Here is a 20,323-nt window from a genome sequence, read left to right as displayed (position 1 = left end):
ATTAAGTTCATTTTGAATAACAAACCATGATAAGCTCTACCGGGGATGGCCCATACCATTTTCCAAGTTGAGCACTAAATTACCAGTCGTCGAAGAGGGGGATTTTCGTGAGCAACCAAACCAGCGAATTCGCGCGTGACAACGCTGCGGTAGAGAGCCTCAATGGGCACGACCACAAAACCATGGCGTTCGATGACGCCAGCGCGCTTCTCGAGGTTCTGGTCGCGGTCAGGCGCGGTGATTTCTCCGTGCGGATGCGCTCTGATCTCACCGGCGTCACCGGCAAGATCGCCGACGCCCTCAACGACATTATTGCCGCCAACCAGCGCATGGCCCAGCAGCTCGAACATGTCGGCCAGGTCGTTGGCCGCGACGGGCGAACGAGCACACGGGTGCGCTTCGGCCTTTCCGATGGGTCCTGGTCCGAGATGGAAGGATCGATCAACGGCCTGATCGACGATCTCCTGTGGCCGACGACGGCGGTGACGCGCACGATCACCGCGGTCGCCAAGGGTGATCTGCTGCAGACCGTGCCGCTCGACGTCGACGGCCGGCCGCTCAAGGGCGAATTCCTGCGCTCGGCCGATATCGTCAACACGATGATCAAGCAGCTGAGCGTCTTCACCTCGGAGGTGACGCGTGTCGCCCGCGAGGTCGGCACCGACGGAAAACTCGGCGGCCAGGCGCAGGTGTCCGAGGTGACTGGCGTCTGGAAGGACTTGACCGAAAGCGTGAACTCGATGGCGTCGAACCTGACGGCGCAGGTGCGCAACATCGCCGAGGTGACGATCGCCGTTGCCAACGGCGACCTTTCCAAGAAGATCACCGTCGACGTGCGCGGCGAAATCCTGCAGCTGAAGGAAGCGATCAACACCATGGTCGACCAGCTGCGCTCCTTCGCTTCGGAAGTGACGCGCGTGGCCCGTGAGGTCGGCACCGAAGGCAAGCTCGGCGGCCAGGCGCTGGTGCCGGGCGTCGCCGGCACCTGGAAGGATCTGACCGATAGCGTCAATGCCATGTGCGGCAATCTGACGGCCCAGGTGCGCAACATCGCCCAGGTGACGACGGCCGTGGCGCGCGGCGACCTGTCGCGCAAGATCACCGTTGACGTCTCGGGCGAAATCCTGGAGCTCAAGGAAACCATCAACACCATGGTCGACCAGTTGAACGGTTTTGCGGGTGAGGTGACGCGCGTCGCCCGCGAGGTCGGTACCGAGGGGCGGCTCGGCGGTCAGGCGCAGGTGCCGGGCGTCGCCGGCACCTGGAAGGACCTGACCGACAACGTCAATTCGATGGCCTCGAACCTGACGGCGCAGGTGCGCAACATCGCCGAAGTCTCGACCGCCATCGCCAATGGCGACCTGTCGAAGAAGATCACCGTTTCGGTCTCGGGCGAAATCCTCGAGCTGAAGGAAACCATCAATACGATGGTCGATCAGCTGAACGCCTTTGCCTCGGAAGTGACGCGCGTCGCCCGCGAAGTCGGCACGGAAGGCCGGCTCGGCGGCCAGGCCAATGTGCGCGGCGTCGCCGGCACCTGGAAGGACCTGACCGAAAACGTCAACTCGATGGCCGGCAACCTGACGGCGCAGGTGCGCAACATCGCCGAGGTTTCGACCGCCATCGCCAATGGCGACCTGTCGAAGAAGATTACCGTCCCGGTTTCGGGCGAAATCCTGGAACTGAAGGAAACCATCAACACGATGGTCGACCAGTTGAACGGTTTTGCCGGCGAAGTGACGCGCGTCGCCCGTGAAGTCGGCACGGAAGGTCGGCTCGGCGGCCAGGCCAACGTGCGCGGCGTCGCCGGCACCTGGAAGGACCTCACCGACAGCGTCAATTCCATGGCCTCCAACCTCACCGGCCAGGTGCGTAACATCGCCGAAGTCGCGACCGCGGTTGCCCAGGGCGACCTGTCAAAGAAGATCACCGTCCCGGTTTCGGGCGAAATCCTGGAGCTCAAGGAAACCATCAATACGATGGTCGATCAGCTGAACGGCTTTGCCGGCGAGGTCACGCGCGTCGCCCGCGAGGTCGGCACCGAGGGGCGGCTCGGCGGCCAGGCGAATGTGCTCGGCGTCGCCGGCACCTGGAAGGACCTGACCGACAGCGTCAACTCGATGGCGGGCAATCTGACGGCGCAGGTGCGCAACATCGCCGAAGTCTCGACCGCGATCGCCAATGGCGACCTGTCGAAGAAGATCACGGTGTCGGTCTCGGGCGAAATCCTCGAACTCAAGGAAACGCTGAACACCATGGTGGATCAGCTGAACCGCTTCGCCTCGGAAGTGACGCGCGTCGCCCGCGAAGTCGGTACCGAAGGCAAGCTCGGCGGCCAGGCGCAGGTGCCGGGTGTCGCCGGCACCTGGAAGGATCTGACCGAAAATGTCAATTCCATGGCCTCAAACCTGACCGGCCAGGTTCGCAACATTGCCGAAGTGACGACCGCCGTGGCGCGCGGCGACCTGTCGCGCAAGATCACCGTCGACGTGAAGGGGGAAATCCTCGAGCTGAAAAACACCATCAACACCATGGTCGATCAGCTCAACGCCTTCGCCGGTGAAGTCACCCGTGTGGCCCGCGAAGTCGGCACCGAAGGCAAGCTTGGCGGTCAGGCGCAGGTCTCCGGTGTGGCCGGCACCTGGAAGGATCTGACCGACAGCGTCAACTCGATGGCCGGCAACCTCACGGCACAGGTGCGCAACATCGCCGAGGTGGCGACCGCGATCGCTAATGGCGACTTGTCGCGCAAGATCACCGTCGACGTGCGCGGCGAGATCCTGCTGCTGAAGGACACGCTGAATACCATGGTCGATCAGTTGCGCTCCTTCGCCGGCGAAGTGACGCGTGTGGCCCGCGAAGTCGGCACCGACGGCAGGCTCGGCGGCCAGGCCGTCGTTCCCGGCGTCGCTGGCACCTGGAAGGACCTGACCGACAACGTCAACCTGCTCGCCGCCAATCTGACGACCCAGGTTCGAAACATCGCCGAGGTGACGACGGCCGTGGCGCGCGGCGACCTGTCGCGCAAGATCACCGTCGACGTGAAGGGTGAAATCCTCGAGCTGAAGAACACCATCAACACGATGGTGGACCAGCTCAACGCCTTTGCCGGCGAAGTGACGCGCGTGGCCCGCGAAGTCGGCACGGAAGGCAAACTCGGCGGCCAGGCGCAGGTGCCGGGCGTTGCCGGCACCTGGAAGGACCTGACTGATACCGTCAACGTCATGGCCGCCAACCTGACCGAGCAGGTACGCGGCATCGTCAAGGTGGTGACGGCGGTTGCGAACGGCGACCTCAAGCAGAACCTCACCGTCGCCTCCAAGGGCGAGGTGGCCGCGCTCGCCGAAACCATCAACAACATGACCAACACGCTTGCCACCTTCGCCGATCAGGTGACCACGGTGGCGCGCGAGGTGGGCGTCGAGGGCCGCCTCGGCGGCCAGGCGAACGTGCCGGGCACGGCCGGCACCTGGAAAGATCTGACGGGCAACGTCAACTTGCTCGCCGCCAACCTGACGACACAAGTGCGCGCCATCGCCGAAGTGGCGACTGCCGTCACCAAGGGCGACCTGACACGTTCGATCAAGGTCGATGCGCGCGGCGAAGTGGCCGAGCTCAAGGACAACATCAACACGATGATCGATAATTTGCGGCTCACGACCGAGCGCAACACCGAGCAGGACTGGCTGAAGACGAACCTGGCGCGCTTCACCAACATGCTGCAGGGGCAGCGCGACCTGACGCTGGTCGGCAAGATGCTGCTGTCGGAGCTGGCGCCGCTGGTCGGCGCCCATCAGGGCGTCATCTACCAGGTGGATGCCGACGAGAGCCAACCGTTCCTGTCGCTGCTGTCGGTCTATGCGCAAGGCGGCGAGGCGGCGCATCCGCCGCGGCTCGACTTTGGCCAGGGCCTCGTCGGCCAGTGCGCGAGCGATGCCCGCCGCATCCTCGTCACTGATCTGCCCGATAATGTCGTGCCGATCAGCTCCGGCGTGTTCACTACTCTGCCGAGAAGCGCGATCGTGCTGCCGGTGCATTTCGAGGGGCAGGTGAAGGCGGTTATCGAACTCGCCTCCGCAGGCGAATTTACCGAGCTGCAGCTCTCTTTCCTCGACCAGTTGACGACATCGATCGGCATCGTTCTCAACTCGATCGAAGCGACCATGCAGACCGAAGGCCTGCTGAAGCAATCCCAGCAGCTCGCCGCCGAGCTGCAGACGCAGCAGCGCGAACTGCAGCAGACCAACGAACAGCTCGGGCAGAAGGCGCAGCAGCTCGAGGAACGCAACGTCGAAGTCGAGGCGAAGAACCAGGAGATCGAGCAGGCGCGGCGCGCGCTGGAAGAAAAGGCGACCGAACTGGCGCTGACCTCGAAATACAAATCCGAATTCCTCGCCAATATGTCGCATGAGCTGCGCACGCCGCTGAACTCCATCCTCATCCTCGGCCAGCAGCTCGGAGAAAACCCCGACGGCAACCTGTCGGGCAAGCAGGTCGAGTTCGCCAAGACGATCCACGGCGCCGGCACCGATCTGCTCAACCTCATCAGCGATATCCTCGATCTCTCCAAGATCGAGTCCGGAACGGTCTCGGTCGATGCCGAGGAGATCTTCGTCAACAATCTGCTCGAAGTGATGGCGCGACCGTTCCGGCACGAAGCGGAGACGCGGAACCTGTCCTTCGCGGTCGAGGTCGGCGCCGACGTCACAAAGAGCATTATCACCGACTCGAAGCGGCTCCAGCAGATCCTCAAGAACCTGCTGTCGAACGCCTTCAAGTTCACCGCGCAGGGCGGCGTGACACTTCGCGTCGCATCGGCGACGAGCGGCTGGTCGTCGGATCACCCCTCGCTCCGGCACGCGCCGTCGGTGATCGCCTTTGAAGTCGTCGATACCGGCATCGGTATCCCGCCGGAAAAACAGCGTATCATCTTCGAGGCATTCCAGCAGGCGGACGCCTCGACGAGCCGCAAATATGGCGGCACCGGCCTCGGGCTGGCGATCAGCCGCGAACTGGCAAACCTGCTCGGCGGCGAGATCCAGCTGCGCAGCACGCCCGGCGTCGGCAGCACCTTCGTGCTCTACCTGCCGCTCACCTATGTCGGCGCCGGTGCGGTTGCACCCAGGCCGGTTCCGCCGGCGAATGTCGTGGAATTCGCCGAGGCGGCGGCAAGCCGCCGCGCCGAAAAGCCCACCGAACATGTCGCGGACGATCGCCACCGGATCGCGGCGGGTGAACTCGGTGCTGCTGGTCGTTGAGGACGACGCGCATTACGCCCGCGTCCTGGTCGATCTCGCCCGCGACAATGGTTTCAAGGTGCTGGTGGCGATGCGCGGCAGCGACGCGCTGACGCTGGCGCAGGATTACAAACCATCGGCGATCTCGCTCGATATCTTCCTGCCCGATATGCTCGGCTGGACGGTGCTGAGCCAGCTCAAGCAGAACCCGCAGACGCGGCATATCCCGGTGCAGATCATCAGCCTGGACGAGGATCGGCAGCATGGGCTTACGCGCGGCGCTTTCGCCTTCATGAGCAAGCCGACGACGCCGGAAGGTCTCGGCAAGGCGCTGTCGCGCCTGAAGGCCTATGCCGAGCCGCGCCGCAAGCAGTTGCTGCTCGTGGAGGACGACGAGGCGGAGCGCTTGAGCGTCACTGCGCTGCTCGGACATGACGATATCGACATCACCAGCGTCGGCTCGGGATCCGAGGCGCTTGCCGCTTTGCGGCGCAATTCCGCCGACTGCGTGGTGCTCGACCTTTCTCTTCCCGATATGTCGGGCTTCGACGTGCTGGAGCAGATACGCGACGATGCCGAGATCGGCGAGGTGCCGGTGGTCGTCTTCACCGGCAGGGAGCTCTCTGCGGAGGAGGACGCGACGCTCCACAGCATGGCCCGCAGCGTCGTTGTCAAGGGTGTCGAATCGCCAGAGCGGCTTCTCGACGAGACGGCGTTGTTCCTGCATCGGGTGGTCGCCGATCTTCCGGCGGCAAAGCAGGCGACACTGCAGGAACTGCACAGCTCGGACGAGGATCTCGTCGGCGAGACCGTGCTGCTCGTCGACGACGATGCCCGCAACATCTTCGCCCTCAGCAGCGTGCTCGAGCGCCGCGGCATGCGGGTGCTGACGGCGACGACCGGCAGCGAAGCCATTGACGTCATCAACAACGAACCCTCCGTTGCGATCGTGCTGATGGACATCATGATGCCCGGGATGGACGGCTATGAGACGATGCAGGTCATCCGCTCGGAGCCCCGCTTCCGGCGGTTGCCGATCCTGGCGCTGACGGCCAAGGCGATGAAGGGTGACAGGGAGAAATGCCTGGAGGCGGGTGCGTCGGATTACCTGGCGAAGCCCGTCAACACCGAGCAGCTCCTGTCGGCACTGCGCATGTGGCTGCACCGCTGAGGATCCGGCCATGAACCCCGTCAACATCCTCCTCGTCGACGACCAGCCCGCGAAGCTCCTGAGCTACGAAGTCATTCTCGAAGAGCTCGAGGAAAACCTCATCAAGGCGCAATCGGCCCGCGAAGCCTTCGAGCACCTGCTGCGCACCGAAATCGCCGTGATCCTCGTGAACGTCTGCATGCCTGAACAGGACGGCTTCGAGCTCGTCAGCATGATCCGGCAGCATCCGCGCTATCAGAATACGCCGATCATCTTCGTCTCCGCCGTTATGCTGGCCGAACCGGACCGGCTGCGCGGCTATGCGGTCGGCGCGGTCGACTACGTCTCCGTCCCGATCGTGCCCGAAGTGCTGAGGGCCAAGGTCAGGGTCTTTGCCGATCTCTACAGGAAGACGCGGGAACTCGAACGCCTGAATGCCGAGCTGGAGGCAAGGGTGCACCAGCGTACAGCCGAGCTCGAAACATCGGCGGCGCAGTTGCGTCAGCTGAATGAAGAACTCGAGCACCGGATCGACCAGCGGACGCGCGAGCGTGAGGAGGCGCTGGCGCAGCTCTTCGAAGCGCAGAAGCTCGACACGATCGGCCATTTGACCGGCGGCGTGGCGCACGACTTCAACAATCTTCTCATGGCGGTGCTCGGCAGCCTCAGCCTGCTGAAGAAGCGGCTGCCGCCGGATGAGCGCAGCGAACGCCTGGTGACGAACGCGATCCAGGCGGCCGAGCGCGGCACGGCGCTCACCCAGCGCCTGCTCGCCTTCGCCCGCCGGCAGGAGCTGAAGCCGCAGGCGGTCGATTTCCTCAGGCTGTTTGAAAACGTCGAGGATCTGCTCGCCAAGGCTGTGGGGCCGCGCGTCGAGATTCGAAAGCGCATCCCGGCGGATCTGGAGCCGCTGCTGGTGGACAGCGACCAGCTGGAGCTGGCGCTGCTCAACCTCTTCGTCAATGCGCGCGATGCGCTTGAAAGCGGCGGCGCGGTGACGGTCGCTGCGGCAGCGGAAAAGGCACGGCCGACCGGCCTTGCGGGCGGGAATTACATCAAGATATCGGTCTCGGACGATGGCGAGGGAATGGACGAGGCGACGGTTCTGCGCGCTGCCGAGCCATTTTTCACCACCAAGGGGATCGGCAAGGGTACTGGTCTCGGCCTGTCGATGGTGCACGGCCTGGCAGCGCAATCGGGCGGCTCGATCCAGATTTCGAGCGCGAGAGGCAAGGGCACCACCGTCTCCCTCTGGCTGCCCGTCGCCGAGAGCTTCACCGAGGCGCAGCCGGCGGTCGTGCCGGCGGCCGCGGAACCCGTGAAGCCGGTGTCGCGGTCGCTTGCCATTCTTGTCGTCGACGACGATGCGCTCGTCAGGACCGGAACCGTGGCGATGCTGGAGGATCTCGGACACCTGCCGCGGGAAGCGGCGTCGGCCTCCCAGGCTCTGGAATTCTTCGCCGGCGGACAGGAGTGCGATCTTGTTATCACCGATCACGCCATGCCGGGCATGACCGGCGCCGAGCTCGCGCGCCACCTTCGTGCAGCGTTCCCCAACCTGCCCGTGATCCTCGCTTCCGGCTATGTCGAGCTTGCCGAGGACCAGGGGCTCGGCCGGATGCTCAGGATGACGAAGCCGTTCACCCAAGAGCAGCTTCAGGCTGCCATGGACGAAGCGCTCCGGGACAAGGTCGCGGCGGCGTGATCGACGAAGCGAGTGGCAGGGCGCGGCCGAATCTTGGGCTGAGGCTGAAGCGGCGCAGGTGGGTCAATCCGCCTGATATTTGCCTCGCTCCCAAGCGATGATCAGAAAGTACGAGAAGCTATCAATCTTATTATCTTTGGGGTTTATCGCCAAAGCCGCCTCATCAAAATCCCTGGAGCCGCTCAGGATATAAACGGTCTTGCATCTGCCGAGAGCATCTACAGTGGGATCGCAAAACATTAGATGTCGATTTTTTATACTCAGATCTTCGTTGATGATTTTGCCGACATCTCGCAGGATCTCCTTTGCGTGGGGATCTGGATCTTTCATGTACGAAGAGCCATCAAGTCTAAGTGTCTTTGCGATCCTCAAGGTTCGCCTGTCTCCATCGCATTTTAATACAAGTGCCGCATCCGGCGAATTTTTACCGAAACCTGGGCACTTGTTTTCGATGGAATTGAGAGAGTTTATCGAAAAACTCTCGGGTAAATCAAGCGTATGCACTCCAGTAAAAAGTAAAATTGACGCAAGGCTAAAAATATATTTCACAGTATTACCTTTGCTCCTGATCGATTTGGTCCATGCGCGCTTCTAGACGTTTCCAGACTTCGGCGAGGGGCTTGGCTTTGGAGGGGTCTGCCTTATGAACATCATAGGTAGCCGCAACTTGCGTTCGCAGCCAATGCTCGACGTGCTTCGCCAATTCCACGGGCAAAGCAATATTCATCCACCGGGTTGAATTCATCGTTGCGTCCCGTTTCTGTCTCGTTGTTCATGCGCTGCTGGAGAGAATCCTACTCTTCTTGACTATCGACTGTCACGCTTGCCGTCGGTTTCATTTGTCACGCTATCAAAACGGATAGCATCTATGCGCCTCCAGCGCCCGATGCGATCTGATGCGTGCGCCATCTGGCCTGTGGCGACGGACGTGGCCTCGTATATGCTGGCGGAGTGACGGCCGCAGCATTCCCACATCCGGCTAGCAGACGAAACTTTTTGCTCCTGCGACAGTTACCCAGATCCCGTCCATTCATCAGAGGCTCTCCCTTGACCAAAATGATGTTCGGCCCCGCATTCAGCGAAGACGGCGTTCTGTTCCGCCTCTGGGCTCCTCTGCATGAAAGCGTATCGTTGAGGATCGAAGGCGCGGATCCCCGTCCGATGCTGGCGGACGACGATGGCTGGCATTGCTGCGTGGTCGCGGAAGCCGGCGTCGGCACGCGCTACCGTTTCGTGCTGCCGGATGGTCCCGGGGTTCCCGATCCCGCCTCGCGGTTCCAGCCTGAGGATGTGCATGGCCCGAGCGAGGTGGTCGATCTTTCTGCCTACCGCTGGAAGACCACTGCCTGGAGGGGCCGGCCCTGGGAGGAGATGATCATTTGCGAAATGCATATCGGCTGCTTCACGCCGCAGGGTACTTTCAAGGCCGCGATCGAGCGTCTCGACCATCTGCGGGAACTGGGCGTGACGGCGCTGCAGATGATGCCGGTCGCTGAATTCCCGGGCCGCTATGGCTGGGGCTATGACGGCGTGCTTCCCTATGCGCCCGACAGCAGCTACGGCCGGCCCGAAGATTTGATGGAGCTGGTGGACGCGGCGCATGAGCGCGGCATCTCGGTCTTCCTCGATGCGGTCTACAATCACTTCGGGCCGGATGGAAACTATATTCCGTCCTACGCGCCGCTCTTTACCGATCATCACAAAACGCCCTGGGGCAACGGCGTCAATTATGACGGCGACGGCTCCGAGATGATCCGCGAATTCATCATCGAGAACGCCGTCTATTGGATCACCGAGTTCCGGCTCGATGGTTTTCGCTTCGATGCCGTCCATGCGATCAAGGACGACAGCAGGGAACATCTTCTGCATGCGCTCGCCCGTCGTGTCAGGGCAGCGGCCGGCGACCGGCAGGTTCACCTGATCGTTGAGAACGAGGAGAACGACAGCGACCTGCTGCAGCGCGATGAGAGCGGCGCGGCGCGGCTGTTCACCGCCCAGTGGAACGACGACCTGCACCATGTGCTGCATATCGCTGCGACCGGCGAGACCTTCGGCTATTATGCCGACTACGCCGGTGATGCCGATAAGCTCGGCCGCGCGCTGGCGGAAGGTTTCGTGTTCCAGGGTGAGCATATGCCCTACCGCGGCGGGAGCCGGGGCAGGCCGAGCGGCCACCTGCCGCCGACCGCCTTCGTGTCCTTCATCCAGAACCATGACCAGATCGGCAACCGGGCGCTCGGCGACCGCATCATGGCCGCGAGCCCGGCCGAGGCCATCAAGGCCGTCACATCAATCTACCTGCTGGCGCCCGAGATCCCGATGCTGTTCATGGGCGAGGAATGGGGTGCCATAGAGCCTTTTCCGTTTTTCTGCGATTTCGACGAGGATCTGAACGACAAAGTCCGCAAAGGCCGGCGCGAGGAACTGGCGCGCCTGCCGGGCTTCGATGCCGACGAGCTTCTCGACCCGACGGCGCCGTCGACCTTCGCTGCCGCCAAGCTCGACTGGTCGAAACTCGCCTCCTCGGAGACCCTCGATTTCTACAGGACGCTTCTCGATCTGCGACGTCGAAGAATCATTCCCTTGCTGGAAGGCGGCGCCGGACATGCGGCTTACCGGTCGGCCGGCACTGCGGTGGCGGTGGATTGGACGTTTGCCGGCAACCGGCGCCTTCACCTCAGCGCTAATCTCAGCGGCGAGGCCGCGACGCTCGGCCCTCAGCATGAAGACGGCGAGACGATCTTCCGTCTCGGCCGCAATGACGATGGCGATCTTGCGCCTTGGACGGTGATCTGGAGCATCAGCAAGGCGTAAGGGGATGAGATGAAGGCGATCGAACCATGAGGCCCTCGGAGATCGAAAGGCTCGCCCGCCGGCACGGCATCAGCCCGACAAGGCCCAGTCCCGACAATCGGGAGGTGGCGATCTCCAGCGACACCAAGCGCAAGCTACTTTCGGCACTGAAGGTCGACTTGTCGGCAGCGGCTGATCGCGAGTCGGCCGCGACGCGGCAGGAGCCGAAGCCGACGTTCAAGGAGATCCCAAGGTCATACCTCCCGGATTTTCTGTCCGGCACGCGCGTCTGGGGCATCAGTCTGCAGCTTTACGAGCTTCGCTCGGCGCGCAACTGGGGCATTGGGGACTTCGAGGATCTGTCCGTTATGTCGGATCTGGCGGGATCGCTTGGCGCCGATTTCATCGGTCTCAACCCGCTTCACGCGCCCTTTCTCGCTGATCCCGAGCGCTGCAGCCCCTATGAGCCCTCGAGCCGCCAGCATCTCAACCCGCTCCAGATCGCCGTCGACCGGGTGCCGGGCTTTGCCGGCAATGACGACCTCGAGCGGCAATTGCAACGCCTTCGCCGAACCGAGCTCGTGGATTACGCCGGCGTCGCACGAACCAAGCTTCAAGCGCTGCGGGATCTCTGGCCGGAGTGGCGGGCGCGAGCGGCGACCGACAAGGCCTATGATCCCCGGGATTTCGACGCCTTCGTCGCGCAAGGCGGCGACAGCCTGCGGCGGCACGCTCTTTTCGAATGTCTGTCGCTTTCCATGGCGGCTCGTGGCGCAGGCGCCGGCTGGCAGAAATGGCCGTCCGATTTCCAGCGCAGCGCTAGCGCTGCCGTCGCCGAATTCGAGCGCGAACATGAAGACGATGTGCGTTTCCATATGTGGCTGCAATGGCTCGCCCACCGGCAGCTGATGCAGGCGGCCGCGCGGGCGCTGAAGGCCGGCATGCGGATCGGGCTCTATCTCGATCTTGCCGTCGGCGAAGCAGTCGACGGCTCAGCGACATGGAGCGAGCCGGATGTCTATATTTCCGAGGCCACCGTCGGCAGTCCTCCCGATCCCTTCGCCGTCGACGGGCAGGACTGGCATCTTGCCGGCTATCTGCCTTCCATGATCGCATCGGGGGAAACGTCTCCCTTTCGTCGTATGGTGAGCGCCGCCATGCGCTATGCGGGCGCGATCCGCATCGACCATGTCCCGGCGCTTCGCCGCCTCTTTCTGGTGCCGCTCGGCGCCAGCCCGGAGGGCGGCGGCTATGTCCGCTATCCCCAGGATCGGCTCCTGCAGATCCTTGCCGAGATGTCCGCCGAGCATCGATGCCTCGTCATCGGCGAAGCTTTGGGGATGATCCCTGAAGACCTGCCGGATGATCTGGCGGCGGCCCGAATTCTCTCTTATCGAATCCTTTCCTACGAACAGGACGACGACGGCTTCAAGCCGGCGGCTGCCTATCCCATTCTTGCCTTGGCATGCATTTCGACGCACGATCATCAGACCCTGGCCGGCTGGTGGCGCGGCGCCGACGTTCAGGACCGGCGCGAGCACGGCATCGTGCCGCCGCATCTCACCAAAAAGCATCTCGAACACCGCAAGCGCGAGCGGCGACGCCTGAAGGCGGCGCTCAGGGCCGCCGGTTTTGGCCTGCCGCAGCGTCTTGACGCAAGGGCAAGTCGGGAGTCGCTGAGGCAGCTGACTGTCAGCGCCTATCGCTTCATCGCCAGAACCCCATCCCTTCTCGTTGCGGTTCGCCTTGCCGATCTCACAGACGAGAAAAACCCGACCAATATTCCCGGCACCAGCGACAGCTATCCGAATTGGAAGCCGAAGCTGTCGGTTTCGCTCGAGGACATGATGTCGAGCCCGCTCGTCCAGCGCGTAACGGAGGCGATGCGCAAGGAAAGGCCGCAAAATCAAATGGCAAGGGAACGAATAGGACGCCGGCGGATTCTGAATAGATAGGGAAAAGGATCGCCGAGATGGCTTCCAAGAAACAGCTGGTCGAAGTCGCGGTGGGTACCGAAGAAGGGCGTGTCCCTCTCGGCATCATGAACGCCCGGCAGGCGCTCGCGCTTCCCGATGATCTCGATGTCGAAATATCGCATCCCGATCACGAGCCGGGCAACACCGACCGCTTCATCCAGAAGGACGAGTTGCGGCGGCATCTCGACGAGCGGTTGGCCCGTCCTGCCGGTCCACCCGGCTGACCTGCCTTCGATCCCGGAACCTCGGTGGATCTGGATTGTTTGATACGACCAAGGAGAAAACCATGGCACATGCCGACCGGAAACATATCGGCGCTGGCGCAAAGGGAAAAGGCGATGGCAGCGGCGCCATGACCGATCTCAAAGAAGAGCAGCTTCCTGGAAATATGGTCCTGTCGAACCGCGACAAGACACAACATTCCAAAGAGCGCGGCCTGGACGGCAAGACGTTTCAGACCGAGCAATATTCGGATCACAGCTCCAACCGAGACCCCGACTGAGGAGAGGCGTGATGAGCAGCAGGCTACCTCCGATTCCAGTCGGCAACGTCAGCAGCAAGGGCGCAGGCAAGCCGACGAAGGCCAAGGCAGAAGACGCAGCAATGGCAAGCGGTGGCGAAGACCCGGATAAGAAGGGTCAGCAAGGCAACAGTAAAATCAATACCAGCCATCAGGGCCATCAGCAGGACCGCTAGGAGGCATCGATGTCCACGTCCAAGAAGAGCGCCGCGACCATCCGCCAGGGCGGTCCGGGCGCTTCGCACGAAAATGCCAAGGCGCCGCTCGACATTAGGAAGCCGGCAGCAGAGCCGGACAAACGCTCGCAAAGCAAGGTCTCCGGCGGTGGCGGCGAGCATGATCGCCACCATGGCCACGACCCGCGGCGGAAGTGAGGGGCAGACTGGCGGCGGGCTAACCAGCCGAAGGGATGAGGTCCGTCGCTTCATAGGATCAACATGATGGAAGACAGACCATGACGACCGCATTCATCCTTGTTGCATTGGCTCTCATCGTCATCTACGCCGGCCCGACACTGCTGTTTATCTGCGTCGGTTATGCCGACTATATGCTGGAGCGGCGCAGACACTTGTTGGCTTTGAAGCACGCGGTAAGGCGTCGCAGCGACGAGCTTTAGGCGTCCGACAATAGCATTGAGGCGCGAGCGCGAGGCAGGTTGCGCATTGTCGCGACTTGCGCTGTCAATCGATCATCAAAGCAGTTCCATGGAGGGACCGCGAGGTCGGAACGTTGATTTTGGGAGATGTGAAAATGCCGCGGCGCAAGAGCAGTGAGACGACTACCCTCGACACCAGCCGAGCCAAGCTCGGCGAACCGGTGCCGAAAGCCATTATCGATACCAACACCGCATCCGTCGGCATCCCCCGGCAGCCCGAAGAGGACCTGCGCGTGGAATTGAGCACATTGCGGAAACAGATCGACATGCTCCAGCAGCAGGTGCTGGAGGCCGGGCGATCGGCGAAGGACAGTGCTGGAAAAGCGATCCATCAGACCGAGGCCGTGGTCAAACATCATCCGCTTGCAACGGTTATGCTCGTGGCTGCTGTCGCGGGTGTGTTCGCCTTTGCCGCACATCACGTCTCCTCGCCGCGTCGCGAGCCATCCGCCTTGCGAGACGTCAGGGACTTCTACGACAGGATGCGCCAGCTGATCTGACAAGATTTCAGGATTGTCAGCACCCCGATTTTGCCCGAGGCTCTGTCACGCAACAAGGGAAAACCGGATGCTCGACATCATTATACGCAGCGCTCTTACTATCGTCGGGCGGACGGAACGCTTGATCGAAGCGGCGAGGCGGCTGGTTGACGGAAATGACCTCGACGAGGCGGAGGTGTATGAACTCGATCGTGAGATCGAACGGTTGAGGGACGTGATTTTCGGGGTGGACGAGGCGGTCCGGTCGCTCGCACTCACCGTCGAATGCTGGCCGCAGGCCCCTCACGGCCACGCGGTAGAGAAAACGTTGCACTGATTGCGTGACTTTAGCAGTAACCCGTGGTTTCCTAAGTTGTTGTTATAAAGCAGTTTTTCCAACACGGATAGGCATGTCACGCCGATGTCACGCGACTGTGGAGGCAATATGTGCTTGATTGGGGCGTTCGGCGCTTCCGATTTCCAGGCCGGATGCGCTTGGCACGCGGAAATGAGGGCAGGGGCGCTATTATCGTTGGGGCATGGGCGATGACTTTGGAGACCTCCGGGCAGATATCCGAGCCCGACGAATTTATATTTCCGGTTCACACCCGGACGATCGCGCAGATACGCTATGATATTCGTGGCCAGGTTATGACGGTCGTCTATCATGATGGCCGCTCGCGCACCACGACCGGCATACAGGGCTCGGCGATGCTCAGAATCCTCGCCCAGCGTCCGCTGGAGCGTTCCCCGTTTCTGTTGCGAACGGTCATCTGATAGAGAAAATCGGCGCATCCGCAGCTAAATCGTCCTCATGGTGCATCCATTTCCCTGGAACTGCGTTCATCCTCGATAGCCAGTCTATGGAGGGACGACGATGACCTTTCCACGGCCGAAAGCCGAAGCTCCCGCTCAGCGCTTCCAAGAAGCGAGCGCTGCTGCACGCGACGCTTTGGAAAAGCTGATTGCTGCCGCCAATGAAGCCGGATGGGGGACCGAGGAAATATCGGTCGCATTCCTCGAGGCCGCGCGATTTTTGAACGAGGCCAACAGAAAAGATCCCGATCCTGCCGACGATCCGATCATCAGCGAGGTGCCGGGCAAGCGGGAGCAGATTGGACACGGCGAGCTTTTTGATTAAGGCGTGTCGCGCAAAAGTGTGCAGCGGTTTGCGGCACCGACATGCGTGAGCCCGCAGGGCCAGGTCGGCAAGTGGGATCAATTTGAGCTATCGGGCGTTCTGCGGTGAGGAAACACGGGAGACGCATCATGTTCAAGAACGAATCCGACAACAGGCTCGACGACGCTGGCATCCCGCTCGCAAATCAAGAAGAGGCGGACATCAATCCTGACCTCATCAGGCGCGAGGGTTTCGCAAGCGAGGCCGAATACCGCGCCTATCTCGCCACGCTTGGCGGGGAGATTCCGTTCGACGCCTATGTGGCGGAAACTGTCGAGACCTCCGAAGGACATGCTCTGGAAGGCCATCTCAGGGAGTTGCGGGAAGAGCTCGAAAACCTCCAGGCCCGTCTGCAGGTGATCCGGCGGCAGGCCGCGACCGTCTTGACCGAAAATGCTCGCTGGGCCGATGCCAGCGCCCATGCCCAACTCGGTGATCGGCCATGGCTCAAGCTGGCGGGCGCGATGGCGGCAGCCTTCGTCGTCACCAGGGGGCTCCGGCGTTTGCCTCTCGGGACTGTGGCGACCGCGGCGCTGCCCCTGGCCGCCGCCGCGATCAACCGGAAGCTGGCCAGAGATTGATGTCCGAAGGCCTAGAGCATGATGCCGAAAAGTGTGAGCGGTTTTCGGACGACATCATGCTCTAACTCTTTAATTTAGAACAGGATTCAGATTTAGGCCGACCGGGCCTAAAATCATCCTGTTCTAGGCTGAACGAGCGCCATCTTCTCGCCGAAGTGTTCGCGCCATCTTACGGTCTGGAAGGGAGATGAATATGGCTGGACATGACGACCGCTATATCGAGATCACGACGCGTCTTCGCTCGATGCGGTCTTTCTGCGACTTCCTCTCGCAGGGCGGTACCGTCCGCGTCGCCTTGTCGGACGGCGAGCCCTTTACGGACGTCACCGCCGTTCTGTTGGAACGGAATCGACGGGAGGCAGAAGCGCTCGCCCGCACCCGCAGGCAGCTTTATCCCGACCTCGCAGACGAAGATGTGACGCCGCCGCTCTACAGCCGTCACTGACTCCCCTCAGGCAGCGGCCACGCCGCGCCTGTCCGTTTCTTCCTGAGCAGGTTCGTTTGAAAGGCGATGTCGTCCATGACGCCGATGATCTGCACGATCTTGATCGGCAAGTGACGGCGTCGCGTTTTTCCCGCGTGGCATTGGCTGGGAACTCGGCCATTGCCGCCGACAGATTGCGAAAACGGCTCAAGGATTGGAGGACGGAGTTGAAAATATCCATCCGCCCCTGAGGCAGGCTCGATGCATAAAAGTCCACGGCGCCCACGGCATGATGTCCGGATGTGCCACGCCGACGATCAGGCGAAACCGATTTCCGCAAACAGAGGCAGGTGGTCCGAGGCGATCCGCGTCAGCCGATTTTGCAGGACGGTGGCCTTTTTGACGACGAGATCGTCGGTGACGAAGATGTGGTCGAGACGCATCAGCGGGTAGAGGGAGGGAAAGGTCGCTTTCGCGGCGGCCTTGCCCGCGAGCTGGGCGTCCTTCAACGACCGCGCGGCAAGTCGGTACGTCGCCGATGATGGAATGGCATTGAAATCGCCGCAGAGAATGCAGGGAAGAGGTTCGTTCGCCGCGCCGCGCAGCCAGCCCGCATTCAACAGCGTGGTCATCTGCCGGATGCGCTCGCGCCCGCGAAGGCCGAGATGGGTGTTGATCACCAGGAGCTTCCTGTCGCCGACTAGGATTTCGACGGAAAGCGCGCCGCGCTGTTCGCCGATGGAGGGCAGAGGGCCGGCCTTGACCGCGCCTGTCGGCAGCGCGGTGATGATCGCATCGCCATACTGCTCCTCGGCAACCGACAGCGCCGGATGGAAATGCGCCTGCATCTTCAGCAGCGAGGCGATCGCATGGGCTTGATCGACGCCGCCGGTCCGACGCCTCAGGACATCGACTTCCTGCAGGGCGACGATATCGGCTCCAGCCTCGGCAATGACCGACGCGATGCGGCCGGGGTCGAGCTTCCGGTCGTTGCCGATACAGCTGTGCACGTTATAGGTCAGGAGTTTGATCGATCTATCCGGCATAGGCCCGCTAAAGCTGGTCTCCCCTCGAGAGACAGGGTTCGTTCTCCCCGAGGGGAACACAAAACTCTTTTGATCGTTCCAGGATGATCGAGCCATGGCGCTCGCACCTCGAAACGGACAATCGATGAGTCTGAAAAACGCAATCTGGAATGGACTGCTCGTTGCTGCCCTTTGTATCGCGGGCTTTCTTCTCTATCGGATCTTCCGCCAGTACAGCCTGGAGCAGATCGTTCAATCGGTCCGCAGCATACCTTTTCCGAGCTTCTGCACAGCACTCCTGTTTGCGGCGGCATCCTATCTATGCCTGAGCTGTTTCGACTTGCTGGCGATCCGCTCACTCGGCAAATCCCTGCCTTACCGGAAGATCGTGCTCGCCTCCTTCATCAGCCTTTCGCTCGGCCACAATATCGGATTTGCGGGGCTGAGCAGCGGCGCCTTCCGCTATCGCTACTATTCCCGCTGGGGCCTGACGGCCGTGGACGTGGCGAAGATCATCCTGTTCTGCGGCGTCACCGTCGGCCTCGGGTTGATCACGCTCGGCGGCCTTGCCCTGATCGTCAATCCCGGCGATGCCGCGCGTCTGCTGCGCATCGACCCGGCGAGCACCCGCCTTTTCGGTCTGCTGGCGCTCGTCGTGCCGGTCGTCTATGCGGGGCTGGCGTTTTTCATCCGCGGCAGGCTGCGGCTCTGGCACTGGTCGTTTCAGCTGCCGCGATTTTCGATCGCGCTCGCCCAGATCGGGGTCGGGACGATCAATTTCATGCTGGTGTCCGCCTGCCTGCACCAGATGCTCTCTGTCTTCGGCGACGTTGCCTTCTTCAAATCGGTGACGGCTTACGTGCTCGCCAATTCCGCGATCCTTGCGACGCATGTCCCCGGTGGTCTCGGCGTACTCGAGGCGACGGTCTCCTATGTCGTGCCGCAGGAGGCCTCGATCGGCGCGCTGATTGCATTTCGCTGCAGCTATTTCTTCATTCCGCTGGCGCTCGGCACCACGCTTCTTGTCGTCAGCGAACTGATCTTCCGGCGCCGGTCACGCGGGGCGGACGAAGAGACGGAAGAGCGCGCCGAGGCCCAGTCGGTCTAGGAGCCTGAAAGGCCGGGCCGGATCGAAGAACGAGGTGCCTCTTATGGGCGCAATACTGCCCGACAGATCGACGGCAAATTCCCGTAAGCGCCGAGGCCCATCATTGAGCGTATCGATTGCCCGGATGATCGAGCCGCTCCGTGCAAAGGCCGCGGCGAAGGTCTCCGGGGTCGTTCCGAGATATTCGGCCAGCAGGCGATCGCGCAAGTCCGCGATTCGGCGGCGATGTTCGTCATTGCCGGCCTTAAGCAGCATGTCGCATTCCGAATCCAATCCCTCCGAGCGGTTGTTGAGATTGGAGGAGCCGATGCGGATCAGTTCGTCGTCGGCAATGATCAGCTTGGAATGGATGAGCACCTCCACCCCGTCTTCCTTTGGCGACCCGGGCATTGGCGGCCCGGCCACTGGCGGCCCGGGCACGACGGGATAATAAACCCTGAACCGATCGGCGCGATCGGCGCGCTTGAGGCGACGGATGACGCGGTCGCGATTGCCGCCCATGACGAGCTTTTCGATCAGGCCGTGCGAACGGCGCGTGCAGATGACCACGATCTCGGGGCCATCTTCCTCCTGCAGCCGCGCGGCAAGGGCGTCGGCGATGCGGAAGGAGGCGAGATATTGCGCTTCGATGTAAAGCTGCCGCCGCGCCCGGGCGATGATATCGAGTGTCGAGGCGATTCCGTCGCTGACCCCAGCGCGGAAAGTCGTCGCCGGCTCCGTCAGCACGAGGCTGATGGGGATCTGCTTCAGCGAAACGGCAAGATCGTCCGGCCATGTGAAAGGGTAGCTCTCGGCAAGCGGTCCATGGTTTTCGCCGGTGGCGTTTTCCCAGCGCCGCCGCGCGATATCGCCGATCAGCCTGGCGGCGTCGCCGGTGACCATCGCCTGAACGTCATGCAGCGGATCGTAGGACACGCCTTCGGGGTCACGTCGCAGCGCCTCCTTGGCGCGATGGCGTCTCGTATCCCATCGCCGCGACGTCACGTCCATGCCGCCGATGAAGGCGACGGCATCGTCGATACAGACGAGTTTCTCATGATGGCAGCCGCGCACGGTGTTTTGAAGATCGAAGCGCAGATCGATCCTGGCATTCCTCGGGAAGTTTTTCTTCCGAAGCACCTGCAGGGATTTTCCCGAATAGATCGGTCCGAGCGTCCAGATGAGGATGCGTATCTCGATCGCCGGATTTGCCTCTGCCACGGCATGCAGCAGCTCGGCCAAGGTTTCGCCGGATTTTTCCGGCTCCATCGGAATATCAGGATTGAAATCCCATCCGACGATCCAGACCCTGCGCCGCGCCTGCCGCAGCGCCCGCGCCAGCTCGGCGAAATACCGGTTGCCATTGATCAGGAATGCCGCTTTTTCGGCGTAGCCTTCGAGTTCCTGTTTTTCACCGCCGCCTGGCTGTTGCGCTTTTGTTCTAAGCAGGTAGGGTTGATTGAGCATGGTTTCTAACGCGGTCATGGTTGCCTCGGCCTTTCGACTGAAAG

18 protein-coding genes and 1 pseudogene are annotated in these 20,323 nt (G+C 62.1%); 16 read left to right on the top strand and 3 right to left on the bottom strand.

The annotated features are described in order from the left end of the window. Nucleotides 1-107 precede the first annotated feature (107 nt). Both MHI61_RS30520 and MHI61_RS30515 read left to right on the top strand, forming a co-directional pair. Nucleotides 108-6,408 (top strand): annotated as a pseudogene (locus MHI61_RS30520) (HAMP domain-containing protein). A 10-nt stretch (nt 6,409-6,418) separates the two neighbouring features. After that, a complete protein-coding gene (locus tag MHI61_RS30515) occupies nt 6,419-8,092 on the top strand; it encodes a response regulator (protein WP_239793159.1) in 1,674 nt (557 codons plus the stop codon). 63 nt (nt 8,093-8,155) lie between these two features. Here the strand turns inward: MHI61_RS30515 and MHI61_RS30510 are convergent, their stop codons facing one another. Then, nucleotides 8,156-8,641 carry a hypothetical protein gene (locus tag MHI61_RS30510; RefSeq protein WP_239793158.1) on the bottom strand — a complete coding sequence of 162 codons (486 nt, stop codon included), beginning with the start codon at nt 8,639-8,641 and terminating at the stop codon, nt 8,156-8,158. Nucleotides 8,642-9,148: 507 nt separating this feature from the next. Here MHI61_RS30510 and treZ point away from each other — a divergent pair. From treZ to MHI61_RS30445, 13 genes are all read left to right on the top strand, one after another. Then, nucleotides 9,149-10,906 (top strand): malto-oligosyltrehalose trehalohydrolase, encoded by a 1,758-nt coding sequence (gene treZ / locus MHI61_RS30505; protein ID WP_239793417.1) that lies wholly within the window; start codon nt 9,149-9,151, stop codon nt 10,904-10,906. A 26-nt stretch (nt 10,907-10,932) separates the two neighbouring features. Continuing rightward, on the top strand, nt 10,933-12,840 hold the full coding sequence (gene malQ, locus MHI61_RS30500) for a 4-alpha-glucanotransferase (RefSeq protein ID WP_239793157.1): 1,908 nt from the start codon (nt 10,933-10,935) through the stop codon (nt 12,838-12,840). Nucleotides 12,841-12,857: 17 nt separating this feature from the next. Beyond that, the gene (locus MHI61_RS30495; protein ID WP_239793156.1) at nt 12,858-13,085 is read left to right on the top strand and encodes a hypothetical protein; all 228 of its coding nucleotides are present in this window, start codon (nt 12,858-12,860) and stop codon (nt 13,083-13,085) included. Nucleotides 13,086-13,147: 62 nt separating this feature from the next. Further along, complete coding sequence (locus tag MHI61_RS30490; RefSeq protein ID WP_239793155.1) at nt 13,148-13,363, top strand: hypothetical protein; 216 nt, start codon at nt 13,148-13,150, stop codon at nt 13,361-13,363. A gap of 11 nt (nt 13,364-13,374) precedes the next feature. Continuing rightward, nucleotides 13,375-13,557 (top strand): hypothetical protein, encoded by a 183-nt coding sequence (locus tag MHI61_RS30485; RefSeq protein ID WP_239793154.1) that lies wholly within the window; start codon nt 13,375-13,377, stop codon nt 13,555-13,557. Between the two features lie 9 nt (nt 13,558-13,566). Beyond that, nucleotides 13,567-13,755 carry a hypothetical protein gene (locus tag MHI61_RS30480; RefSeq protein ID WP_239793153.1) on the top strand — a complete coding sequence of 63 codons (189 nt, stop codon included), beginning with the start codon at nt 13,567-13,569 and terminating at the stop codon, nt 13,753-13,755. 80 nt (nt 13,756-13,835) lie between these two features. Next, a complete protein-coding gene (locus MHI61_RS30475; protein ID WP_170964797.1) occupies nt 13,836-13,997 on the top strand; it encodes a hypothetical protein in 162 nt (53 codons plus the stop codon). Nucleotides 13,998-14,131: 134 nt separating this feature from the next. Next, nucleotides 14,132-14,536, top strand: a complete 405-nt coding sequence (locus MHI61_RS30470; protein WP_239793152.1) for a hypothetical protein — start codon at nt 14,132-14,134, stop codon at nt 14,534-14,536. 67 nt (nt 14,537-14,603) lie between these two features. After that, entirely contained in the window at nt 14,604-14,852 is a 249-nt protein-coding gene (locus MHI61_RS30465) for a hypothetical protein (RefSeq protein ID WP_239793151.1), read from the top strand. A 209-nt stretch (nt 14,853-15,061) separates the two neighbouring features. After that, complete coding sequence (locus MHI61_RS30460) at nt 15,062-15,292, top strand: hypothetical protein (RefSeq protein WP_097581059.1); 231 nt, start codon at nt 15,062-15,064, stop codon at nt 15,290-15,292. 100 nt (nt 15,293-15,392) lie between these two features. After that, complete coding sequence (locus tag MHI61_RS30455) at nt 15,393-15,656, top strand: hypothetical protein (protein ID WP_010026897.1); 264 nt, start codon at nt 15,393-15,395, stop codon at nt 15,654-15,656. A gap of 128 nt (nt 15,657-15,784) precedes the next feature. After that, nucleotides 15,785-16,276: a hypothetical protein gene (locus MHI61_RS30450; protein WP_239793150.1), complete on the top strand. Its 492-nt coding sequence runs from the start codon at nt 15,785-15,787 to the stop codon at nt 16,274-16,276. Nucleotides 16,277-16,469: 193 nt separating this feature from the next. Continuing rightward, nucleotides 16,470-16,721 carry a hypothetical protein gene (locus tag MHI61_RS30445; RefSeq protein ID WP_239793149.1) on the top strand — a complete coding sequence of 84 codons (252 nt, stop codon included), beginning with the start codon at nt 16,470-16,472 and terminating at the stop codon, nt 16,719-16,721. Nucleotides 16,722-17,017: 296 nt separating this feature from the next. On the opposite strand, the gene MHI61_RS30440 is transcribed toward MHI61_RS30445, so the two are convergent. Continuing rightward, on the bottom strand, nt 17,018-17,746 hold the full coding sequence (locus MHI61_RS30440; protein ID WP_239793148.1) for an endonuclease/exonuclease/phosphatase family protein: 729 nt from the start codon (nt 17,744-17,746) through the stop codon (nt 17,018-17,020). A gap of 124 nt (nt 17,747-17,870) precedes the next feature. Here MHI61_RS30440 and MHI61_RS30435 point away from each other — a divergent pair, with 124 nt between their 5' ends. Further along, on the top strand, nt 17,871-18,833 hold the full coding sequence (locus tag MHI61_RS30435) for a lysylphosphatidylglycerol synthase domain-containing protein (protein ID WP_239793147.1): 963 nt from the start codon (nt 17,871-17,873) through the stop codon (nt 18,831-18,833). On the opposite strand, the gene MHI61_RS30430 is transcribed toward MHI61_RS30435, so the two are convergent. Continuing rightward, on the bottom strand, nt 18,780-20,297 hold the full coding sequence (locus MHI61_RS30430) for a phospholipase D-like domain-containing protein (protein WP_239793146.1): 1,518 nt from the start codon (nt 20,295-20,297) through the stop codon (nt 18,780-18,782). The genes MHI61_RS30435 and MHI61_RS30430 overlap by 54 nt on opposite strands. Between the last annotated feature and the right edge of the window lie 26 nt (nt 20,298-20,323).

Origin of the sequence: Rhizobium sp. K102, assembly GCF_022385315.1 — a bacterium.
GTDB classification, from domain to species: Bacteria; Pseudomonadota; Alphaproteobacteria; order Rhizobiales; family Rhizobiaceae; genus Rhizobium; species Rhizobium croatiense.
The sequence above is the reverse complement of the archived record's forward strand: the minus strand, read 5'-3'. Positions and strand labels throughout refer to the sequence as shown.

Bases quoted from the DNA above. Each gene is read 5' to 3' on its own strand.
- MHI61_RS30465 (WP_239793151.1), top strand. From the start codon at position 14,604: ATGCTCGACATCATTATACGCAGCGCTCTTACTATCGTCGGGCGGACG.
- malQ (WP_239793157.1), top strand. From the start codon at position 10,933: ATGAGGCCCTCGGAGATCGAAAGGCTCGCCCGCCGGCACGGCATCAGC.
- MHI61_RS30495 (WP_239793156.1), top strand. From the start codon at position 12,858: ATGGCTTCCAAGAAACAGCTGGTCGAAGTCGCGGTGGGTACCGAAGAA.
- MHI61_RS30490 (WP_239793155.1), top strand. From the start codon at position 13,148: ATGGCACATGCCGACCGGAAACATATCGGCGCTGGCGCAAAGGGAAAA.
- MHI61_RS30515 (WP_239793159.1), top strand. From the start codon at position 6,419: ATGAACCCCGTCAACATCCTCCTCGTCGACGACCAGCCCGCGAAGCTC.
- MHI61_RS30450 (WP_239793150.1), top strand. From the start codon at position 15,785: ATGTTCAAGAACGAATCCGACAACAGGCTCGACGACGCTGGCATCCCG.
- MHI61_RS30435 (WP_239793147.1), top strand. From the start codon at position 17,871: ATGAGTCTGAAAAACGCAATCTGGAATGGACTGCTCGTTGCTGCCCTT.
- MHI61_RS30445 (WP_239793149.1), top strand. From the start codon at position 16,470: ATGGCTGGACATGACGACCGCTATATCGAGATCACGACGCGTCTTCGC.
- treZ (WP_239793417.1), top strand. From the start codon at position 9,149: ATGATGTTCGGCCCCGCATTCAGCGAAGACGGCGTTCTGTTCCGCCTC.
- MHI61_RS30480 (WP_239793153.1), top strand. From the start codon at position 13,567: ATGTCCACGTCCAAGAAGAGCGCCGCGACCATCCGCCAGGGCGGTCCG.
- MHI61_RS30430 (WP_239793146.1), bottom strand. From the start codon at position 20,297: ATGACCGCGTTAGAAACCATGCTCAATCAACCCTACCTGCTTAGAACA.
- MHI61_RS30440 (WP_239793148.1), bottom strand. From the start codon at position 17,746: ATGCCGGATAGATCGATCAAACTCCTGACCTATAACGTGCACAGCTGT.
- MHI61_RS30455 (WP_010026897.1), top strand. From the start codon at position 15,393: ATGACCTTTCCACGGCCGAAAGCCGAAGCTCCCGCTCAGCGCTTCCAA.
- MHI61_RS30470 (WP_239793152.1), top strand. From the start codon at position 14,132: ATGCCGCGGCGCAAGAGCAGTGAGACGACTACCCTCGACACCAGCCGA.
- MHI61_RS30485 (WP_239793154.1), top strand. From the start codon at position 13,375: ATGAGCAGCAGGCTACCTCCGATTCCAGTCGGCAACGTCAGCAGCAAG.
- MHI61_RS30460 (WP_097581059.1), top strand. From the start codon at position 15,062: ATGACTTTGGAGACCTCCGGGCAGATATCCGAGCCCGACGAATTTATA.
- MHI61_RS30475 (WP_170964797.1), top strand. From the start codon at position 13,836: ATGACGACCGCATTCATCCTTGTTGCATTGGCTCTCATCGTCATCTAC.